The organism is Pandoraea pnomenusa, from assembly GCF_040391475.1.
Classification (GTDB): domain Bacteria; phylum Pseudomonadota; class Gammaproteobacteria; order Burkholderiales; family Burkholderiaceae; genus Pandoraea; species Pandoraea pnomenusa_C.
This window is the reverse complement of the sequence record NZ_JBEBXS010000004.1, coordinates 153,363-174,812: the sequence shown is the minus strand read 5'-3', so window position 1 is coordinate 174,812 and position 21,450 is coordinate 153,363. Positions and strand designations below refer to the sequence as shown.

Annotated in this window: 11 protein-coding genes; 5 read left to right on the top strand and 6 right to left on the bottom strand. The window is 65.1% G+C overall.

All coding sequences use genetic code 11. From position 1 onward, the window contains the following. Nucleotides 1-44: 44 nt before the first annotated feature. The 5 genes from ABWO90_RS06440 to ABWO90_RS06420 all read right to left on the bottom strand — a co-directional run bounded on the left by ABWO90_RS06440 (nt 45) and on the right by ABWO90_RS06420 (nt 13,538). The gene (locus ABWO90_RS06440; protein WP_353190378.1) at nt 45-7,877 is read right to left on the bottom strand and encodes an autotransporter-associated beta strand repeat-containing protein; all 7,833 of its coding nucleotides are present in this window, start codon (nt 7,875-7,877) and stop codon (nt 45-47) included. A gap of 447 nt (nt 7,878-8,324) precedes the next feature. After that, nucleotides 8,325-9,458, bottom strand: coding sequence for a 2-aminoethylphosphonate--pyruvate transaminase (locus ABWO90_RS06435; RefSeq protein WP_353190377.1), 1,134 nt, complete (start codon nt 9,456-9,458; stop codon nt 8,325-8,327). 101 nt (nt 9,459-9,559) lie between these two features. Further along, nucleotides 9,560-11,353 carry a putative 2-aminoethylphosphonate ABC transporter permease subunit gene (locus ABWO90_RS06430; protein ID WP_353190376.1) on the bottom strand — a complete coding sequence of 598 codons (1,794 nt, stop codon included), beginning with the start codon at nt 11,351-11,353 and terminating at the stop codon, nt 9,560-9,562. Nucleotides 11,354-11,359: 6 nt separating this feature from the next. Further along, nucleotides 11,360-12,442, bottom strand: a complete 1,083-nt coding sequence (locus ABWO90_RS06425; protein ID WP_353190375.1) for a putative 2-aminoethylphosphonate ABC transporter ATP-binding protein — start codon at nt 12,440-12,442, stop codon at nt 11,360-11,362. Nucleotides 12,443-12,497: 55 nt separating this feature from the next. Beyond that, complete coding sequence (locus ABWO90_RS06420) at nt 12,498-13,538, bottom strand: putative 2-aminoethylphosphonate ABC transporter substrate-binding protein (RefSeq protein ID WP_353190374.1); 1,041 nt, start codon at nt 13,536-13,538, stop codon at nt 12,498-12,500. Nucleotides 13,539-13,938: 400 nt separating this feature from the next. Between ABWO90_RS06420 and ABWO90_RS06415 the strand changes: the two genes are divergently transcribed. The 5 genes from ABWO90_RS06415 to ABWO90_RS06395 all read left to right on the top strand — a co-directional run bounded on the left by ABWO90_RS06415 (nt 13,939) and on the right by ABWO90_RS06395 (nt 20,203). Next, nucleotides 13,939-14,655: a phosphonate utilization associated transcriptional regulator gene (locus tag ABWO90_RS06415; protein ID WP_353190373.1), complete on the top strand. Its 717-nt coding sequence runs from the start codon at nt 13,939-13,941 to the stop codon at nt 14,653-14,655. 120 nt (nt 14,656-14,775) lie between these two features. Then, the gene (phnA, locus tag ABWO90_RS06410) at nt 14,776-16,029 is read left to right on the top strand and encodes a phosphonoacetate hydrolase (RefSeq protein WP_353190372.1); all 1,254 of its coding nucleotides are present in this window, start codon (nt 14,776-14,778) and stop codon (nt 16,027-16,029) included. Nucleotides 16,030-16,131: 102 nt separating this feature from the next. Then, a complete protein-coding gene (gene phnY / locus ABWO90_RS06405; RefSeq protein WP_353190371.1) occupies nt 16,132-17,586 on the top strand; it encodes a phosphonoacetaldehyde dehydrogenase in 1,455 nt (484 codons plus the stop codon). Between the two features lie 315 nt (nt 17,587-17,901). Next, nucleotides 17,902-19,695 (top strand): Na/Pi cotransporter family protein, encoded by a 1,794-nt coding sequence (locus ABWO90_RS06400; RefSeq protein ID WP_353190370.1) that lies wholly within the window; start codon nt 17,902-17,904, stop codon nt 19,693-19,695. After that, nucleotides 19,655-20,203 (top strand): phosphonate degradation HD-domain oxygenase, encoded by a 549-nt coding sequence (locus ABWO90_RS06395; RefSeq protein ID WP_353190369.1) that lies wholly within the window; start codon nt 19,655-19,657, stop codon nt 20,201-20,203. The genes ABWO90_RS06400 and ABWO90_RS06395 overlap by 41 nt, the downstream gene beginning before the upstream one ends. A gap of 81 nt (nt 20,204-20,284) precedes the next feature. Here the strand turns inward: ABWO90_RS06395 and ABWO90_RS06390 are convergent, their stop codons facing one another. Next, the gene (locus ABWO90_RS06390; RefSeq protein ID WP_353190368.1) at nt 20,285-21,352 is read right to left on the bottom strand and encodes a hypothetical protein; all 1,068 of its coding nucleotides are present in this window, start codon (nt 21,350-21,352) and stop codon (nt 20,285-20,287) included. Nucleotides 21,353-21,450: the final 98 nt, after the last annotated feature.

Genomic DNA, 21,450 nt, shown 5'->3' with positions numbered 1-21,450 from the left:
GAGCTTACCGGAGGCGGTGCGGGTAGGCGAGTCCCTGTCCTCGGTCAGAACCGCCACTTGAGATTACCGAACACCGTGTTGTCGGTGAGCTTGCCTGCGAACTGGCCCACGTAGCTCACGCCAACCGTGAGGGCCGGGCCGACGAACGCGTCGACACCCGCGCTGACAACGGCTGCGTCGCGAGCGATAGGCACGCCGCCCACCGTGAACGCTGCCGATGTGCCGGAAAAGGCGAGCTGCATATCCGGCGAGTTTGCGCCGTAGGCGTGGCGCCAGCCGGCCGACAGACGAATGCGCCCGGCTGCCGGTCCTGCCCCGAAGGGCAGTTCGCCCCGCAGACCGGCGGTGGAGAACGTGACGCCCTGCGATTGCGCGTCGGCATGCAGTGCTGCGATGCTGCCCGATTCGTCGAACGCATCGGTGCGCACCCGTGCATACGCGACGTTGGCGAACGGCTCCACGCTCGCAGCCCCCGCGTCGACGCGCCAGGCCGCTTCGGCGACGACTTGCCAGACCGACGCATCGTAACTGGCACGCGCAGTCTGCATGATCGGGCCAATGGCAATGCCGCGTTGCGAACTGATCTGCTGCCATGCGTAGGCGCCGCCGAGCGTCACGCCGAAGCGTCCGAAGCGTCGATTCACGTAAGCCCCGATCTGCGCGTCGTTGGTATTGCCGGACGCCCCCGGTCCGGTGTTGAACGTGCTGTGCCCCAGGCCGGCGAATGCGCCTGCACGCCAGTCGTCGGCGAGTGGGGCGTCGACGCCGGCCAGCACACCCATGCCGCGTCGATGCAGGGTGCTTGCGCCCGAGCCGCCATCGGCGACGGAGCGTGCGCGCATCTGGCCATCGTTGCCGTAGATCGACGCCCACGCCTGGGTGGCCTTGGGCGACTTGCGGCAGTCGGGGCCTTCCGTTCCCGGCACGGTTGTCGTCATCACGTCGCTGCAATCTCGCACCGAGGTCAGGCTTTCGCTCAGCCGCTGTGACACGGCATCTCGTGCGATCTGACTTTGCGCCAGCAACATCGACGTCACCGACGCATACAGGCTGCCGTCGAGACTCGCGAAGGCGGCGGGCGCCGTGTCGGCGGTGAGTTGGAGGGCGGCCTGATAAAGCGGGCTGCTCGTGCCAAGCGCCGCGACGGCCGACGCCACCGAGCGTTGATTCGGCGTGACGCCCCCTGCGGGAAGCGGTGTGCCGTTGGGCGCGAACGATAGCAGTACCGAAGTGGGGGTGTAGCTGACTTGGGGCGTGAGATAGAGCAGGTTGGTCGATGTCGATGCGAACTGACCCGACACGCCTCCCGCCGCGGAGACGATAACAGCGTTGGCGGCGTCGCTCGTTTGCGTGCCCGGTGCGGCATTGACGACGAGATTGCTGCCCGCGACCGACGCACTGCCGCTCGCGTTCACCTGACTGGGGGCAACGCCCGGGCCCGCGCTGATCTGCAACGTCGAGCCTGTCGCCAGCGTGAGATTGCCGTTCGTGGTCAACGTCGCGCCCGGCGCACTGACGACGACCGTGCCGCCACTTTGCGTCGTCAATGATCCGGTCTGCGGGTTCGTGCCGCCACCGCTTGTTGACGTCGGTGTCGCCAGCGTGGCACCGCCCTGCACGGTGACAGGCGAGTTGGGGAGCGCGCCGATGGTGAGCGTGCCGCCGGCCACGGTCGTGGGTCCGGTCAGCGAGTTCTGGGCGCCGAGTGTCAATGAGCCGTCGCCTGTCTTCGTCAGCCCGCCCGTGCCGGAAACGCTGCCCGCGAAGCTGCCCGACGACACGGTCACCGAACCGCCATTGATCGCCAGCGCCCCTTGCGCCGCACCGTTGAGCGAAGGCACCGCGATGCTCACACCTTGCGTCGCCACCGTGCCTTGTGAAACGGTGAGTCCACCGGTCCCGAGTCCGGCAGGCGAGGTCACGACGAGCGTGCCGCCGTTGACAGTGGTTCCGCCCGAGTAGCTGTTGTTGCCGCCCAGTGTGACGCTCGCGGGACCTTGCAGCACGACACCTCCTGTGCCGCCGACTGTGCCGTTGAATACGCTGCTCGTTGCGCCGCCCAAACGCAGCGTCTGACTGCCGAGCGATACGGTGCTGTTCGCTACGCCATTCAAGCTGCCCGCTGAGACGGCCGTCGAGGCGGCGCGCGAAATGTCGAACGATGTTCCGGGGGATAGCGTGATGTCGTTCGCACCCGAAAGCGCCCCGCCGGCGTCTATGGCAAGGGTGCCGGTGCTCACGTTGATCCCGCCCGTGAAGGTGTTCTGCCCGGACAGCGCCAGTGTGCCTGCCCCGAGCTTGACGATGCCGCCAGACCCGGCGACAGACGCCGCCAGCGATTGGCTCGCGTCGCCCGTCAGCGTCAATGTGTTGCCGCCGAGATTGACTGCGCCCCCCGTGCCGCTCAGCGATGCGAGCGTTTGATTCCCGGCAGCGGCGATATCGAACTTCGCGTTGCCGCCGGTCAATACGACGTTTGCACCGTTCGCGAGTTGTCCTGTCGCACCAAGGGCGAGTGTTCCATCTGCGATGGTGGTGGTGCCGGTGAATTGCTGCGGCCCCGTCAACGTCTGCGTACCGCTGCCTTGTTTGACGATACCGCCAGTGCCGGAAATCGTGCCGCTCACGGTGTGGCTCGACGCATCGCCGAACCGCAGTGTCTGGGCGCCGAGGACAATGCGAGTGTTCGCCTGTGCCGTCAACGCGCCGATGGAGCGCTCGCCATTGGCCCCCGAGATGTCGAGCGTCGTCCCGGCGTTCTGAAGCGTGATCGCCCCGGACGCCGCGAGCGTTCCTGCGCCGCCCAGCGCGAGCGTGCCACCCTGAACGACGGTGCCGCCGGTGAAGGTATTCGTGCCGGTCATCGTCTCGATACCGGCGCCCACTTTCACGAGGGTGCCGCTGCCGGTCACGCTTCCGCTGTAGGTCTCGTCGGCGCCACTCGAACCGACTTCGAGCGTGTTGCTGCCCATGTTGACGGTGCCGCCGCCGGTCAGTGTGCCGAACGTCTGCGTGCCGTTGCCGGCAGACAGATCGAACGTCGCGCCCGTCTGCACGTCGACGATGCCTGCGGCGTCGAGACTGGCGCCCGCGCCGAGCGCCAGCGTGCCGGCATCGATGTTGGTCGCGCCGGCATACGTGTTCTGCCCATTGAGGGTGAGCGTGGCACCGCCGGTCTTCGTGATTCCGCCTGCGCCGCTGACGGCACCGTTGAGCGAGAGATCGTGCGAGCCGAGGACATTGAGATTGCCCGCCAGCGTAATCTGATTGCCCAGGGTGGTCGTTTGCGTGGCATCGAGCGAAGTGCCGTCGGCGAAGCTGGCTGTGCCCGAGCCGAGCGCACTGTCGCTGCCGACCGAAATGCCCCCCGAACGAACATCGATGCCGCCCGTAAAATCGCTGTTTCCGGCGAGGGTCTGCACGCCGTTGCCGAGCTTGATCAGGCCGCCGCCTGCGCCGTGGATGTCGGCGGAGAGGGCATTGGTTGCGGCGTCGGCCAGGGTGAGCGTCGTGTTGCCGAGATCGATGGCGCTGCCTGCCACGCCGGAGATCGACGCCACGGTTTGATTCGGCCCGGTCGAAATGTCGAGTACACCGGTTGTGCCCGCAAGGGTGACGTTCTGACCGCCGAGTTGTGTCCCGTTGCGCAACGCCAGCGTGCCCGCGTCGATAAGCACGTCGCCACCGAGCGCGGCACCGCCGTTCAGCGTTTGTGTACCGGCGCCTTGCTTGATGAGCCCGCCGGTGCCGCTTATCGTGCCGCTGAATGTTCCGTTACCGGCGTTGCCCAGTGTTAGCGATTGCGTACCGGTCGCCAACAGGCTTCCCGTCGCGCCGTTGAGCACGCCGATGACCGGCGAGGCGGCGGCGCTGACGTCGAACGTCGCGCCGGTCGCGAGTGTGACGTCGTTCGCACTCGACAATTCGCCCCCGGCGCCCAAAGCAAGGGTCCCGCTGTCCACGCCGACGCCACCGGTCGACGCGTTCCGCGCGGTCAACGTGACGCGTCCGCTGCCGGTCATGACGAACGACCCGCTACCGGAGAACGCGCTCGCCAGCGTCGCGTTGTCGCTGTTGGAAAAGCGTAGCGTATTGGCGCCAAGCGCGATGCTCCCGCCCGTTCCCGAAAGATGCGCCAACGATGCGCCACCGGAAGCGCTGACGTCGAAAACGGCGCCGACACCCGCCAGATCGACCGTGCCGCCCGGGCCGAGTGTCCCGCCGGCACCGAGGGCCAGTGTGCCGTCTCTAATCGTCGTCGTTCCTGTGTATTGCTGGATACCGAGTAACGTGGTGGTGCCGCTGCCCTGCTTCACGACGGAACCGGTTCCGTGAAGGATGGCGCCAACGGTATGGCTGGTGGCGTCACCGAATGTCAGTGTGTTGCCGCCCAGTTGGATTTGGGTGCCGACGTCGGCGGATAGCGCACCGATGGTACGTGCGCCGTTGGCGCCAGCGATGTCGAACGTCGAACCGACGTTGTTCAGTGTGAGCGCGCCTCCCGCGGCAAGTGTCCCTGTCCCCCCCAACGCGAGCGTGCCTGCCTGAACGACGGTGCCGCCGGTGTACGCATTCTGTCCCGTCAGGGTTTCGGTCCCGGCACCGATTTTCACTACCGACCCTGTGCCGGTCAGGCTGCCGCTGAACGTATCGCTGCCAGTTCCGCCGAGTTGTGTGACCAGTGCCCCGATGTTGACGGTCCCTGCGCCATCGATGGCGCCGATCGCCTGTGTGCCGTTGCCCGCCGAGAGATCGAGCGTGGCGCCGGCCGCGACACTGATCGTGCCGGACGTGTTGAGCGACGCACCTGCGCCCAGTGCCAGAGTTCCGGCATTGATTACGGTGGCGCCGGCATAGGTGTTGCTGCCGCCGAGCGTGAGCGTCGCCGCACCCGCCTTGGTCAATCCCCCCATGCCGGACAGCACACCGTTCAGCGTGACGTCGTGACTGCCGAGCACGGTCAGCGTACCGCTCAGGCCAACGTTGTTGCCGAGCGTGATCGCCTGTGTGCTGTCGAGCGACACATTGCCGTTGACGGTCAGCGGACCCGTACCCAATGCGAGCGCGTTGCCCAGCGACAGTCCCCCTGCCGTCACGGTGACGCCACCGCTGAAGTCGCTCGCGCCGGAGAGTGTCTGGACGCCCGCGCCTTGCTTGACGATGGCGCCAGTGCCGTGAATCGTGCCGCCGAACGTGGCGTCGGCACCCGTGCCGAACGTCAGCGTGTTGCTGCCCAGTGCGATGACGCCGGCTGTACCCGACAGCGCGCCGACCGTCTGGGCTGCTGCAGCCGCGGAGATGTCAAGCGTGGCCGCCGCGCCATTGAGCGTGACATTCCCCTGCGCAGCGAGTGATCCCGTGGCACCGACGGCGAGCGTGCCGGCGTTGATCGTGGTGCCGGCCGCCCATCCTCCCGCGCCTTGCAGCGTCAGCGTCGCGGCGCCGGACTTTTGCAATGCCCCGGAACCGTTGACGTTGCCGGTCAGTGTGAGGTCGTTGTTGCCCGCGACGATGGCCGTGCCATTGAGCGTGACATTGTTCGTAAGTGTCAGTGCCTGTGTGGTATCGAGCGTTGTCTGATCGGCCAGCGTGAGCGTACCGGATCCGGCTGCGCTCGCATTGCCCAGCACCAGGCCGCCGGCAGACACCGTCAAACCGCCGCTGAAGTCGCTGGCGCCGCCCAGCGTTTGCACACCGGTGCCGCGTTTGACCAGGGTGCCGACCCCGTGAATGCTGCCATCGAAGGTCGCATTATTGGCGTCGCCAAACGTCAGTGCGTTGCTCCCCAATGTGATCGATGTGCCGGCAATGCCCGACATCGCCCCGATCGTCTGTGCGGCCGCCTGGCTCACGTCGAATGTCGTGCCTGCGCCCGTCATCGACACGGCCCCCGTGCTCGCGAGCGAGCCACCGGCACCGAGTGCAACGCCCCCGGCACTGATCGTGGTGCCGCCGGAAAACGTATTGGCCCCGGTCAGGGTCTGCGTCCCGCCGTTTGCCTTGATGACGCCACCGGTGCCCGTGATCGCGCCTGCAAAGGTGCTGGCGCCGTTGCCGCCCAGTGTCAGGTTGTGGCCACCGAGCGCAATCTGCGCACCGGCAACACCGGACAGGGCGCCGATCGTACGGTCGCCGCTGGCGTTCGAGATATCGAAGACGGTACCCGCTCCGGACAGCGTGACCAATGTCGCCGCTGTCGACAACGCGCCAGCGCCCCCCAGTGAGACAGTCCCCGCTGCGATATTGAGTCCGCCGCCGAACGTGTTGACGCCCGTCAGGGTCAAGGACTGCGTGCCTTGTTTCACGAGGCTGCCGGCTCCCGTGATCGGGCCCCCGAGTGTGAGCGCCGCGCCGCCGCCGATCGTCAGTGAGCTACCGTTTCCGAGCACCACGCCGTTTGCCAGCGAGAGCGGTGCGCTGGCATCCAGTGCGCCCGTCGTACCGGACACCTGAATCGGCGCGCTACCCAGCGCAGCGCTATTTCCCGCGATCAACGTGCCGCCCGAGATCGTTGTGCCGCCCGCGTAGGTATTGTTTGCCGAGAGCGTAAGACTGCCGGTGCCGGAGAGTGCGATACCGCCCGTGCCACTGATCGTTCCGCCTATCGTCATCGGATTTGCGCCCGATACCGACAGTCCGTTCGTGCCGAGCGTGACGGGCAATGTGACGGAGAGTCCCGCGCTGGCCGCCTGCATCGCGCCGCCATTGATCGTGAGCGAGCCGGTGCCGAAGCTGCCCGGGTCGTCGAAGATCGCGAGACCGCCGTTGAGCGCGGTCGAGGCGATACCGAGCGGGCCGTGAAGCGTCCAGGTGCCGCCGTTCACCGCAAGGCTGGAAAAATTCAGATAACTCGCACCATTGAGGGTGCCGCTGCCCGTTGTCGAGACGTCGCCGGCTGCGTTGCGCAACACCAGCGCGTTGGTGCCGCCCGCGCCGCCATCGACGACGCCAGCTGCTGCGAAGCCGAGATTGAAGCCGGTGACGCTCAGCGCACCAACGCCGACGCTACCGCCGTCATTGAACGTGGACCCGGTGACGGCAGTGTACGTATTGGTGCTGTTGGCGCCGAGCGAGACACTGCCACTTAGCGTTCCGTTGTTCGTAAAGGTGTTGCCCGTGCCAGGGGTGCCGCTCGCCTGCATGGCGATGCGTCCGAGAATGGTGCCGGTGTTGTTGAAGCTCGTCGCACCGCCGCCGTAGGTCGCCGCGACGGGGGCACTGCCGGTGCCGGTCAGGGAGATACCGAGCAAAGGCGTGGCCCCTAGCGTGCCGCCGTTGTTGACGGTCGTGGTGCCGCCCGCGCCGTTCTGGACGGTCAGCGCCAGTCCGCTGAGTCCGGGAAGCACGAGACCGAGCACCCCCACCGTGCCACGCATGATGCCCGTGTTCGTCACGCTGTGTGTGCTGGCGCTGGCATTGCCGATGACGGTGCCACCCGACAGGATGCCGATGCCACCGAGCAGCGATGGATCGACGGTGCCGGCGTTCGCGAATGTGACGTTGTTGCCCGTCAACGACATGGCCGTTCCGCCAATGCCGAGCAATACGCCCACCGAGGCACCGCTTGCGACGTTCACCTGCAGACCGTTCGCAGAATTCGTATACGAAGGCGCGAGCGGATTCGCCGCGCCGCTGCAAACCACGACGCTTCCCGTCGCCGAACAGGTGGCCCACGCCGACATCGGCATCGCCGATCCGAGCAGCGCCAGGCACGCGAGGCAGACGCGAGTGAACGCAGGCCAGCGCAACGCACCAGGCGCCGCGACGCGCCGCCGGCGAGGCAGCGTCCTTCCGTTGCGTTGACGCGCCGTCTCGGGCGCCGGGACGATATCGACGCGGCAGTACCGCCAGACCAACCGGTAAAGATGCTTGTTCATCGCGCTCGGGTTCCCAAAGGCTATGTAGGCAGGGCGGGCTACACGCGTAACAACGGCGCGCGCCCAGGACGGGCGACATTCGGGGGGAGCGACGACAACGGCGCAAGCGAACGCGGGACACGCGCAGAACGACGTGGCTTGCACACCGGATGACGCGCCAATGCGCAATCTCAGTGCGAGCCATTCTAGGAAGCGAGATGGGAAAGTGCCCGTTGGGGCGAGTTGACGAGGGCTGCCCGCATCAGGGGCCGAAGCGAGGATTCGGCCAAGGAATCAAGGCCGTGCCGGGCGCGAAGGGGAGGCGATGACGCGCTTGCCGCGCCGTCAGAAAAAGAGAGATTCGGAAGATTCCCTAAATCGCGGGAACCCTCCGAAGGCGGGTGACCCGAAGGGCCCCCCATCCGATAACAGGCAACGCGTCGGCTCCGGCCGACGCGGATCCACAGGTTACGCCGCGCGCGTGAGCGGTGCTACCTGACGGATGCCAAGCGACGCCAGCGCCTGCGAGATCGCCGTGACGACGTTACGCATTTCGTTGTCGTCGATGGCGCCGATGCAGCCCACGCGGAACGTTTCGATTTGCGTGAGCTTGCCCGGGTACAGGATGTAACCTCGCTCGCGCACGGCCGCGTAGAACGCCTTGAAGTCGTATTTGGGGTCGGTCGGTGCGTGGAACGTCACGATCACGGGCGCCTGCACTTCGGGCGCCAGAAATGGCCGGAAGCCCAGCGAGGCCATGCCGTCGACCAGCGTGCGGCAGTTCTTGCGATACCGCTCGCCGCGTACCGGTTGCCCGCCTTCGGCGAGGAACTGATCGACGGCGGCGCGCAGGGCGGCCACCACGTGCGTGGGCGGCGTGAAGCGCCACTGCGTGGTCTTCTGCATGTAAGCGTGCTGGTCGTGCAGATCCATGGCCAGCGAGTGGCTGTTGCCCGCGCTCGCGTCGAGCACCGACTTCTTCGCGATCACGAAGCCCATGCCCGGCACGCCCTCCAGGCATTTGCCGCTTGCCGCGATGAGCGCGTCGAACGGCATCGACCGCACATCGATCTCCACCGCGCCAAACGAACTCATCGCGTCGACGATCAGCCCCTTGCCATGTTTCTGGCAAACGCGTGCGATGTCCGCGAGCGGATTGAGGACGCCCGCACCGGTCTCGAGATGCACCTGCGCCACGTGTGTGATCGACGGATCACGCGTGAGGGCCTCGTCGATGGCGGCGGCACTGGCGGCGGCATCTTCGGCAATGGGCAGCGCGACGGCGTCGCGTCCGAGATAGCGGCAGATCTTCAGAATGCGCTGGCAATACGCGCCGTTATCCGGCACGAGAATGCGCGCGTTGCGTGGCGTGAGCGTGCCGATGGCCGCTTCGACCGAGAACGTGCCCGAGCCTTGCAGCGGCACGCACACGTAGTCGTCGCCACCATGCACGATGTCTACGAGATCGCGGCACAGCGTAGCGGTAATGCGGTTGAACTGGGCGTCCCACGACCCCCAGTCGCGCAGCATGGCCTGTCGGGTAGCCGGCGACGTGGTGAGCGGGCCGGGGGTGAGCAGAATCGGTTCCTGACCGAGAATCATGACCGCCTCCTATCAAGCGGGTAATCAAGCGAGAGAAGTAACAACGCCGTCAACATCGTGTGTGGCGGAAATCTTGTGGGCGGCGCACACCGCCCGTGACATCAATGACCTTTCCTGACCATGCCGGACGGCCGCCGCCACGCCTGCGTGTAGCGCTCCACCACGATCTGGATGCCGTGATAAAGCAGGCAGACCAGCATCGAGGTCAGCACCACCAGCGTGGCCATCGCGGCGGCGGGGCCGATGGAGCCGGTCTCGTCCATGTTGACGATGGCCACCGAGGCGAGCGACGTATCCGCCGAGTAGAGGAAGACGACGGCCGACACGGTCGTCATCGCGTTCACGAACAGATAGCGACTGATGTCGATGATCGACGGCAGGCAGATCGGCGCCGACACGCGCCAGAAGGTGCGATAGAACGGCACCTTGAGCGACGCCGACACGTACTCGAACTCCGGATCGATCTGCTTGAGCGCGGTGACCGCCGTGAGGTGACTCGACGAGTAGTAATGCACCACGTTCACGATCACGAGAATCGCAAGCGTGCCGTAGAGGCCATGCAGCGGATTGGCTTCCGAGACGAAAAAGAAGATGTAGCCGAGGCCGAGCACGAGACCGGGCACGCCCATCGGCAGCACTGCCATCATGCGAATGAGTCCGCGTACCCATGCCATGCCGCGCGTCTTTTCCAGCAGATACGCAATGACGAAGATCACCGCCGTGCCCCAAACGGCGCACCAGAACGCCATCTGCAAACTGTTCACATAGGAATCGAACGCGCCGCTCTCGATCAGCCCGAAGCGGTAATGGCCCAGAGACAGGCTGAAGTTGTACGGCCAGAACTTCACGAACGACGCGTACACCGCCATGCCGAGAATCGCGAGCATGATCGCGGCCATTCCCCAGCAGAGCACGGTCATCAGTGCATCGAAGCCGCGCGACGGCTTCGGCACGTAGGGCACGGCGCGGGCGGAGAGCAGCGCCTGCTGTTTGCGCTGCACGACCGAGTCGACGAGATACGTGATGCCGACCGGCACGAGCAGCACCAGACCCACGACGGCACCCTTCGAGAAGTCCTGCTGACCGATCACCAGCTTGTAGATGTCGGTCGCGAGCACGTTGAAGTCGCCGCCGATCACTTTCGGAATCCCGAAGTCCGAGATCGCGTAGGTGAAGACGATCATTGCCGCGCTGATCACGCCGTACTTCGCGCCCGGCAGCGTGATGGTGAGAAAGCGCCGCAGCATCGGCGTGCCGAGCGCGTCGGCCGCTTCGTACAGACGCGCGTCGGTAAGCGAGAGCGCCGTAATCAGAATCATCAGCGCGTGCGGGAACGTGGCGTTCACCAGCGACATCACGATACCTAGCGGCCCGTAGATGTCGATCGTCCCCATGAAGGGCCGCAGGAGCCCCTGATTGCCGAACCAGAAGATGAACGAGATCGCAGGCAGCAAGGTGGGACCGAGAATCGGAATGAGCGCGATATTGCGTAGTAGCGTTTTGCCGCGAATGCAACTGCGGGTGAGTGCGTAGGCGAAGACGAAGGCGAGCGGCACGGTAATGCACGTCGTCACCATCGAGATCCACACGCTGTTCCAGATCGAGCCGAGCAGGGCGGGCGAATGGAGGTACTCGCGAAAGTGCAGCAACCCGACGAAATGGCCGTCGCTGTCCTGCACGCTCTTGATGAGAATCGCCGCCATCGGCGCGAGCAGGAAAAGCACGCCCGCCGCGGCGGCGACAAGCAACAGCGCCTGGGCAAGACGATCGGTCCAGTGCGACGCGAGCCGTACCGGTCGCGCCACCGATGGCGGCGGACGATCCAGCGACTCGGCGCCGGCCTGCGCTCGCGACGCGTGCGGTGCGTTAGATAACGTAGAGGGCAAGGAACTCATCGCGGCTCACCCCTGACGGAAGATACGCACGGCGGCGCTCGGCACGGCAAAGCGCAGTGCGCTGCCCGTGGCCGGTCGCAGGGCCTGCATGTCGGCAGGGGAGAGATCGGCATACAGCGGGTGCTCGCACGCGTGCATGCGAAGCGTCACGCGCGAGAATGCGCCGAGGAATTCGATCTTCTCGACGGCGCCGTCGAACACGTTCGCTTCGTCGTCGAGGTCGTCGAGATCGCGTACGCGGATGTCTTCCGGGCGGAAGAACACGCGAATGTCCTCGCCGGTGCGGCAGCCGTTGAGCGTGCCGCAGGTGAGCTCGTACTGCCCGACGCGAACGCGACCCGCGTCGCCCAGACGCGCGGGCAGGATGTTGGTCTTGCCGACGAAATCCGCAACGAACGGCGTAGCGGGGTGTTGATAGATCTCACCGGGGGTGCCGACCTGTTCGATCACGCCCTGATTCATCACCACGATGCGGTCGGCCATCGACAGCGCTTCTTCCTGATCGTGCGTGACGAGAATCGTGGTGATACCGAGCCGTTGCTGCAGCGCGCGAATTTCGCTGCGCAGCCGCACGCGCACGCGTGCGTCGAGGGCCGAGAGCGGTTCGTCGAGCAACAGCAGGCCGGGCGAGGTGGCCAGCGCGCGCGCGATGGCAATGCGCTGCTGCTGCCCGCCGGAGAGCTGGCCGGGGAACTTCCCGCCCGCATCGGGCAGGCCGACCATGGCGAGCAGTTCGGCCACGCGCGCGTCGCGCTCGACGCGTGGCACGCGTCGGTTGGTCAGCCCGTAGGCCACGTTCTGCGCGACGCTCAGGTTGGGGAACAGCGCGTACGACTGGAAGACGATGCCGTAATCGCGCTGCATGGGCGGTAACGTGGAGATATCGCGGCCGTTCTGCGACAGCGTTCCCTGCGTCTGTGCCTCGAGGCCGGCGATGATGCGCAGCAGCGTTGTCTTGCCGCAGCCCGACGGGCCGAGGAAACACAACATTTCGCCACGCCGCACGCTGAGGTGGATGTCGTGCAGCACCACGGTGCTTTCGAAGCGTTTGTGGATGCCGGCGAGATTCAGATACGTGTCGTCGCTCATTCGAGGGACCTCCTGCAGGGTTCGCGTTGCCCGATGGGCCGGATGCTTCCGAGGCTTACTTCTTCTCGGACTTCGCGCCGTAGCGCTTCTGCCACTCGCTGAGCACCGGCTCGCGGCTCTTCGCGATTTCGGTGAAGTCGTTCTTCACGAGCAGATCGGGGTAGTTCGCAGGAATGGTGTCGAACTTCTTCGCCACGCCCGGGTACGCCACGATGGCCCAGTCCTTCGCGTACATCTGGTTCGCTTCCTTGCTGGCGAGCCAGTCCATGTAGCGCTTCGCGGCGTCGAGCTTCTTGGTCGTCTTCACAATGCCGGCCGCTTCGATGTCGTACCCGAGCCCTTCCTTCGGGAAGACGAGGTCGATCGGGGCACCGGCCGCCTTGGTGCGGTGGGCATTGAATTCGAACGAGATGCCGATCGGATACTCGCCCGCACCGGCGTCGCGACACGGCTTCGAGCCCGAGTGCGTGTACTTGACGATGTTCTTGTCGAGCGCGTCCATGTACTTCCAGCCGCCGTCCTTGCCGAACATTTGCAGCCAGGCGGTCACGTCGAGAAAGCCCGTACCCGATGTGGCCGGGTTCGGCATCACGATCATCCCCTTGTAGATCGGCTTGGTCAGGTCTTCCCATGACGTGGGCTTGGGCAGATTGCGCTTGGCCGCTTCCACCGTGTTGAAGCAGACCGTGGCGCCCCACACGTCCAGCCCCACCCACGACGGCGGGTTGGCCTTGTCGCTGTACGCGCGCGTGAGCTGGTCGAAGCCCTTCGGCGTGTACGGCGTGAGCAGCCCTTCCTGCTTGATCAGCTCCAGGCTCGACGCGGCGAGTCCTGCGATCACGTCGGCCTGCGGGTTGGCTTTCTCGGCCAGCACCTTGGCGGTGACCACGCCGGTGGAGTCGCGCACGTATTTGATTTCGATGTCCGGATTCGCCTTCTGGAATGCCTCGGCGTACGGGCGCATGACTTCGACTTCCCATGCGGTGTAGACGGTCAGCGTGGTCTTGGCGAGCGCGTGACCGGCTTGGGCCGCGCAGACAAGTCCGGCGGCAAGCGAGGCGGCGACGCGTACCGCGCGGCGCAAGGATGAGTTCATGGATGGCTCCTGTGGGTCGCGACTCCAGATCGCGTTTGTGAGTCGATCAACGCCCTCTGTGGGGCAATGTGTTGCATTTTATTGGCAATTTATGTCTTCTTCTTGAAACCCTTGGCGTTTGTCATCTGTTCGTCAAATACCTCCAATAGTATGGAAATCATTGATTCAGATAGGGTTTTGTCGTTGCCGCAACCGACTCACCCCGACGTTGTTGCGAAACTTGTCTGCAATGTCGGATGTGTTTTGTTGACAATCTACAAATTGCTGTGCTTGAATGTCAACAACAAAAATAATCACGTAATGCCACAAATCGCCAAGCGAACCCCGCCAAAGCGATTTGACCGCTTCGGCGAAGGCAGCGCGCGATAGCGTCACCGTCCAGAGATAAGGAAGACCCGGTATGACTCCGAAGCCCACGTCGCCCACGGCGATCGAGTTGTTGCAGAGCCAGTCGCTCACGACACTCGTCCAGCACGAGATCGAGCGCCAGATCATGGCGGGCACCCTCACGCCCGGCACCAAGCTCAACGAGATCGAAGTGGCGGGGCGTCTGGGCGTGTCGCGCGGTCCGGTGCGAGAGGCATTCCGCGCCCTTGAGGAGGCGGGCCTGTTGCGCACCGAGAAGAATCGCGGCGTGTTCGTGCGCGTGATCTCGCTGGAAGAAGCGGAAGAGATCTACACGTTGCGCGGCGTGCTCGACGAACACGTGGCCCGCACGCTGGCCGAGGCGATCTCGTCGGAGCAACTCACGCGGCTGCGCGAGTCGGTGGAGGCGATGCACCAGGCGGTGGAGGCCGGCGACAGCGAGGCGTACTACCAACTGAACCTGGCGTTTCACGATTCGCTCGTCGAGATGGTCGGCAACCGCAAGTTGCTCGAGACCTACCGTCGACTGGTCAAGGAATTGAGCCTGTTCCGTCACGAGGCACTCACGGGCGATACCTCTGCGCCACCGAAGTCGGAGCGCGAACACCGCGAAATCGTGAGTGCGATCGCCTCGCGCGATCCGGAGCGAGCCGCACAGGTCACGCGCGAGCACCTGTCGCGCGGCCGGGCGCGCATTCGCGAAGCACTTGCCCGTGCGCCCGGCGCATCGACGCAGGCGAAGGCCGGATGAGGGCGAGACATGCGCCCCCTGACCGACGGATTTTGAATTGAACACCCGGCTGCCCGAAGGATGTCGCCCCCACGACGACGCCCAAGGCAGTCAACCCAGTTGCTCTCGAGGAGACCCGACGTGAATCAGCCCGTACAGATCCAAGTGAACGGCCGCCAGTACCGGTTGCCGCAACAGCCGACCGTCATCGTGTGCGTCGACGGTTGCCAGTTCGAATATCTGGAGGCCGCCGCCGCCGCTGGCGTCGCGCCGTACCTCAAGCATCTGCTCAAGGACGGTGCCGTGTTCCAGGGCGACTGCGTCGTGCCGTCGTTCACGAACCCGAACAACCTGTCCATCGTGACCGGTGCGCCTCCGGCCGTGCACGGCATCTGCGGCAACTACTTCTTCGATCCGGCGGCCGACGGCGGCCGCGGTGCGGAAGTGATGATGAACGACCCCGCCTATCTGCGTGCGGGCACCGTACTCGCCGCCGCTGCCGACGCCGGCGCGAGCGTCGCCGTCGTCACGGCCAAGGACAAGCTGCGCAAGCTGCTCGGCCATCGCATGAAGGGCATCTGCTTCTCGTCCGAGAAGGCCGATCAGGTCTCGCTCGCCGAGAACGGCATCGACGACGTGCTCGGCCTCGTCGGCATGCCCGTGCCGGACGTCTACAGCGCGGCGTTGTCCGAATTCGTGTTCGCCTCGGGCGTTCGTCTGCTCGAAACGCGTCACATCGACCTGATGTATCTCTCGACGACCGACTACGTGCAGCACAAGTGGGCGCCGGGCACGGAAGGCGCGAACGCCTTCTACGCGATGATGGACAAGTACCTGCGTCGCATGGACGAACTGGGCGCGGTGATCGGTCTGACGGCCGACCACGGCATGAACGCCAAGCACGATCCGAAGACCGGACAACCCAACGTCGTCTATCTGCAGGATCTGCTCGACGACTGGCTCGGCAAGGGCGTGGAAGCGGGCGGTGCGCGTGTGATTCTGCCGATCACCGATCCGTACGTCGTGCATCACGGCGCGCTCGGCTCCTACGCCACGATCTATCTGCCGCGTGACGTGGATCGCGACGCCATCCGTGCGCGCATTGCCGCGCTGCCGGGCATCGAAGTGGTGCTCACCAATGCCGAGGCTTGCGCCCGCTTCGAGTTGCCGCCCGATCGCGTGGGCGATCTCGTGGTCGTGAGCGATCAGTCGGTGGTGCTGGGTACGAGTGCGAGCCGTCACGACCTGACCGGCCTGACAGTGCCGCTGCGCTCGCATGGCGGGATCTCCGAACAAACGGTGCCGCTGCTCTTCAACCGCAAGACCGAAGGCATTCCGGGCAAGGCGCGTCTGCGCAACTTCGACATTCTCGACGTGGCGCTGAACCACGTCTGATGTCTGCCCCGAACGATTTCTGATGAGAACCAACGGCGCGCTAGCGGGCACACGCTTGCGTCGCCGGGCCCCTGTCCAGTTGGATACGCTGTGGAGAACCCCATGAACGCGCCGCACAAGCTGCACCCCGAGTTCCGCGCCGAAGCGCTTCGCATCGGTGGCGAAAAAGTGACCCGCGAACGGATCATCGAAGTCTTCAATCCGTACTCGGGCGATCTGGTCGGTACCGTGCCGAAAGCGTCGCTTGAAGACGTGCGTCGCGCGTTCTCGATCGCCAAGCAGTTCCGCTCCACGCTCACGCGCTTCGAGCGCGCCAACATCCTCGAGAAGGCCGCCGCGCTGCTGCGCGAGCGTACCGCCGAGGCCGCCGCCATCATCACGATGGAATCGGGGCTGTGCAAGAAGGACGCTGTCTACGAAATCGGTCGCGTGGCCGATGTGCTCGGCTTTGCTGCCGGTGAAGCACTGAAGGACGACGGTCAGGCGTTCTCGTGCGATCTCACGCCGCACGGCAAGAAGCGTCGCGTGGTCACGCAGCGCGAGCCGTTGCTCGGTGCGATCTCGGCGATCACGCCGTTCAATCACCCCATGAACCAGGTGGCGCACAAGGTGGCGCCGTCGATCGCGACCAACAACCGGATGGTGCTGAAGCCGTCGGAAAAGGTGCCGCTCTCGGCGTACTACCTGGCCGATACGTTGTACGAGGCCGGTTTGCCGCCTGAAATGTTGCAGGTCATCACGGGCGATCCGATGGAGATCGCCGACGAGCTGATCACGAACGAGAACATCGACATGATCACGTTCACGGGCGGCGTGTCGATCGGCAAATACATTGCATCGAAGGCGGGCTATCGCCGCATCGTGCTGGAGCTGGGCGGCAACGACCCGCTGATCGTGATGGAAGACGCCGACCTCGACCGCGCGACGGATCTGGCCGTGCAAGGCTCGTACAAGAACTCCGGACAGCGCTGCACCGCCGTCAAGCGCATGCTGGTCCACAAGGACATCGCGGCGCAGTTCACTGAACTCGTTGTCGAAAAGACGCGCGCCTGGAAGTACGGCGATCCGGCCGACGGCAGCAACGACATGGGCACGGTGATCGACGAGGGGGCTGCGCGTCTGTTCGAGGCGCGCGTGAACGAAGCGGTCGCGCAGGGCGCACGATTGCTCGTGGGCAACAAGCGCGACGGCGCGCTTTACTCGCCGACCGTCATCGACCGCGTCGATCCGAAGATGACCGTGGTGCGTGAAGAGACCTTCGGGCCGGTCTCGCCGATCCTGACGTTCGGCAGCATCGACGAAGCCATCGCCATCTCGAATGGCACGGCCTTCGGGCTGTCCTCGGGCGTGTGCACGAACCGGCTCGACTACGTGACGCGCTTCACCAACGAGTTGCAGGTCGGTACCGTCAACGTCTGGGAAGTGCCGGGCTATCGCATCGAGCTCACGCCGTTCGGCGGTATCAAGGACTCGGGCCTGGGCTACAAGGAGGGGGTTCAGGAGGCGATGAAGAGCTTCACGAACACGAAGACGTTCACGCTGCCGTGGGGTGTCTGACGTCAGCGCCTTCCGTGAAGTGCGTGGTCAAAATCGGGTGACCTGAAGTCTGGTCACCCGGCTGTCGGCCTTATGCAACAAGGCTTAGCAGAATCGCTGCAAAAATTGTGACAAATTGATGACACGATTGTTGCGGTGGTCGATTTGGTGTACGGTGTACCGATTGGGGATACGCATGACGTGCGAACTTCATACGCATCCCGACGCCAGTGATGGACTGACGCGGGATGCCGGTTTGGCAAACCAGCGGGCGCGTCATGCCGGCGGCGCACGGCGCCGCCAGTCCCGTCGACAAGAAGATCACGGATCACTGGCATGCTGACACTACTCAACCTCCTTTCCGGCGTAGCGATGCTGATTTGGGGTACGCATATCGTGCGTACCGGCGTCCTGCGCGTCTACGGTGCCGATCTGCGGCGCATTCTGTCGCACAGCATTTCCAATCGCTTTCTCGCGTTTGCTGCGGGTGTACTCGTCACGGGTCTCGTGCAGAGCAGTAACGCCACGGCGTTGATCGTGTCGTCGTTCGGCGCGCAGGGGCTGATTGCACTCTCGCCGGCGCTGTCGATCATGCTCGGGGCCGACGTCGGTACGGCGCTCATGGCGCGGGTGCTGACGTTCGACCTGCACTGGCTTTCGCCGCTGCTGATCTTCTTCGGTGTCATCTTCTTCCTGTCGCGCAAGCAGACACAGGCGGGCCAGCTCGGCCGCGTGTCGATCGGGCTCGGTCTCATCATTCTCGCGCTGCAGCTGATCGTGGCGGCGACCACGCCCATGACCGAAGCGGCAGGCGTCAAGGTGCTGTTCGGCTCGCTCACGGGCGACGTCATGCTCGACACCCTGATCGGCGCGCTCTTCGCGATGGTGTCGTATTCGAGCCTGGCGGCCGTGCTGCTGACCGCGACGCTGGCGTCGTCGGGGGTGATTTCGCTGAAGGTCGCGCTGTGTCTCGTGATCGGCGCGAATCTGGGCAGCGGCATGCTGGCCATGCTCACGTCGGCCGGACAGAATGCCGCCGGCCGCCGCGTCGTGTTCGGCAGCCTCATCTTCAAGCTGATCGGCTGCGTGCTGGTGCTGCCGTTCATCGACTACGCGCCGCATCTCGTGAACTGGATCTCCGATCAGCCTGCGCAGGCGGTCGTCAACTTCCATGTGCTGTACAACCTGATTCGCTGCGCGGTGTTCCTGGCGTTCACCGATCCGATGGCGCGACTGTGCGAGCGGTTGCTGGCCGAGAAGCCGGAGGCCGACGGCACGACGCGTGCGCGCCATCTGGACGAGAGCGCACTGGAAATGCCGTCGCTGGCGCTGGCCAACGCCACGCGCGAAACGCTGCGCATGGGCGATATCGTCGAGCAGATGCTCAACGGTCTGCTCGAAGTGATTCGCAGCAACGATGTGGCGCGTGCGAGAGAGACACGGCGTCTGGACGACGACGTCGATCACCTCTATACGGCCGTGAAGATGTACCTCACGCGCGTGTCGCGTGAGAATCTCAGCGAGCAGGACAGCCGCCGCTGGACCGACATCATCTCGCTCACGATCAACCTCGAGCATGCGGGCGACATCATCGAGCGCATGGTGACGGAGGTCGAGGAGAAGAAGATCTCGCACAAGCTGTCGTTCTCCGAGGCGGGGTTGCAGGAAATCTGCGACATGCACGCGCGGCTGGTGACCAACCTGCAGCTCGGCCTGTCGGTGTTCCTGAATACGGATCTCAAGAGTGCGCAGCGTCTGATGGCCGAGAAGGAGAGCTTCCGCGATCTGGAGCGCGCTTACTCGTACACGCACCTGAATCGTCTGGCAGGACAGTCGGTGCAGAGTATCGAGACGAGTTCGCTGCACCTGGACATCATCAGCGACATGAAGCGCCTCAATTCGCTGTTCTGCTCGACGGCGTACCCGGTGCTCGACGACGCGGGTGCGCTGCGCAAGAGCCGCATGCGCGACAAGCCGAAGGATACGACCAAGCCGCCCAAGGAAACGAAGGCGTCGAAGCTGGCGGCACTTGCCGATGTCGCGACGGCGGCCGCTCCCGGATCTCGCGACGACAACGAGAGTTCTCACGATGGCCCTGAGCCTGCCGGACATCCGCACCCTGTTCGATAAATTCGGTTCGCTCGCCTACAGCGGCGAGCCCGTCACCCAACTGGAGCACGCGTTGCAATGCGGCGCGCTTGCTGAAGCCGAGGGCGCCGACGAGGCGCTCGTCGCGGCCAGTTTCCTTCACGATCTCGGTCATCTGCTCAATCTTCAGGGCGAGACGCCCACCGAGCGCGGGATCGACGATCTGCACCAGTACTACGCCTTACCGTTCCTGCGGCCGCTGTTCAGCGACGCCGTGCTCGATCCGATCCGTCTGCACGTCGACGCCAAACGGTGCCTGTGCGCCATCGATGCCGAGTACTTCGGCAAGCTCTCCGTGGATTCCGTGCGCAGTCTGGCGTTACAAGGCGGGGTGTTCAGCGAGGACGAGGCAAAGACGTTCCTTGCGCGGGACCACGCCGACGCCGCGATGCGTCTTCGCCGCTGGGACGACCGCGCGAAAGTGGCCGGCATGGTAACGCCGTCGCTCGATCACTACATGTCGGTGCTGGCGCGTGTGACGCTGCAATAGTCGTCGCCGAACATCAGGGATAAAAAATGGCCGCACCGGAAAACCGGCGCGGCCATTTTCATTTGACGCGGAGGCTGGCGATCAGCGCGGCAGCCGGGCGCGCCACGCGGCGGGCAACAGCCGCAGCACCGCATTGCGCGACGGCTGCCAGAACACGGACAACAGCAGTAACGAGCCGCCAACCACGACCGCGACCATCGGCAGCGAGAGGTCCGGCACGACGAACGACTCGCCCGGCACGCCGGTACCGTCGGCAGACGGGGTCATCGTCAACCGCAACATCGCGCCCATGACGTACAGCAGCGACGACAGCATCAGTGCGCGACGATCGATGGCGAGCGACACGGCCGTCAGCAGGAAGAACACCGCGATCACGGCGCCCGGATGGTGGGGCGCCAGCACCCAGAAGACCGGGTGCGTGACCATGCAGGCCGCGAGCAGATGAAGCCAGAAGGCGACGTCGGAGCGGATGGTCGTGCGTTGCGGGTCCTGTGCGTCCCAGCGCAGCGCCCAGACGAAGATCGCGAGGCCTGCGAGGACATTGGCGATCAACAGCCATCCGCTGACGCTCTCCTTGAGCACGATCACATGGGCCCAGGCGACGATGACCATGCCGGCCAATCCCATCGCAATGACGGCCGGAACACGGAAGCGCCACCAGTAGAGGGCGGCGCTCAGTACCGTACACACGGAGGTGGCGATGAGTGTCCACACGCCCATCGAGGCACGCACGCCCTCGCTTCCGCCATGCAGCAGCGAGGCATTGCCGAAGCCCAGCATCGTGGCCGTGCTCACGAAGCTGAACGCGAAGCAAAGGGCGGGCAGCGCCATGCGACGTCGCCGCACGAAGATCTCGGAGAGTCCCCAGGTGATGGCGGCGGCGATGAGCATTTGCTGCCACGCGGGCAGCGCGGCCGTCAGCCAGACGGTGCCGAAGGAGAGCAGCCACGAGGCGATGACGACGAAGATATCGTTGAAGCTCGTGACAAGCCGCAATGGCTCGTCGTCGGCGCGCTGCTGTGGCACCGGGTTGCGCGTGGCGGCCTGCGGGTCAGGCTGTGAGTCGGGCTGTACGCGGGGCTGCACGCGGGGCTGTGCACCGGGCGGCAAATCGGGGCGGGGATCCGCGGGGGTGTCGGGTGTTGTCATGGCGTGGTGATCGTTGGCATTCGTGGCCGGAAGTGTAGCCGTCAGACCGACCTTCGCGGGCAAGAATTCCAACGCCCCCGCAATTTGCGTAAATTTGA

Coding starts and splice junctions, on each gene's coding strand:
- ABWO90_RS06440 (WP_353190378.1), bottom strand. CDS start 7,877: ATGAACAAGCATCTTTACCGGTTGGTCTGGCGGTACTGCCGCGTCGAT.
- ABWO90_RS06435 (WP_353190377.1), bottom strand. CDS start 9,458: ATGATTCTCGGTCAGGAACCGATTCTGCTCACCCCCGGCCCGCTCACC.
- ABWO90_RS06430 (WP_353190376.1), bottom strand. CDS start 11,353: ATGAGTTCCTTGCCCTCTACGTTATCTAACGCACCGCACGCGTCGCGA.
- ABWO90_RS06425 (WP_353190375.1), bottom strand. CDS start 12,442: ATGAGCGACGACACGTATCTGAATCTCGCCGGCATCCACAAACGCTTC.
- ABWO90_RS06420 (WP_353190374.1), bottom strand. CDS start 13,538: ATGAACTCATCCTTGCGCCGCGCGGTACGCGTCGCCGCCTCGCTTGCC.
- ABWO90_RS06415 (WP_353190373.1), top strand. CDS start 13,939: ATGACTCCGAAGCCCACGTCGCCCACGGCGATCGAGTTGTTGCAGAGC.
- phnY (WP_353190371.1), top strand. CDS start 16,132: ATGAACGCGCCGCACAAGCTGCACCCCGAGTTCCGCGCCGAAGCGCTT.
- ABWO90_RS06400 (WP_353190370.1), top strand. CDS start 17,902: ATGCTGACACTACTCAACCTCCTTTCCGGCGTAGCGATGCTGATTTGG.
- ABWO90_RS06395 (WP_353190369.1), top strand. CDS start 19,655: ATGGCCCTGAGCCTGCCGGACATCCGCACCCTGTTCGATAAATTCGGT.
- ABWO90_RS06390 (WP_353190368.1), bottom strand. CDS start 21,352: ATGACAACACCCGACACCCCCGCGGATCCCCGCCCCGATTTGCCGCCC.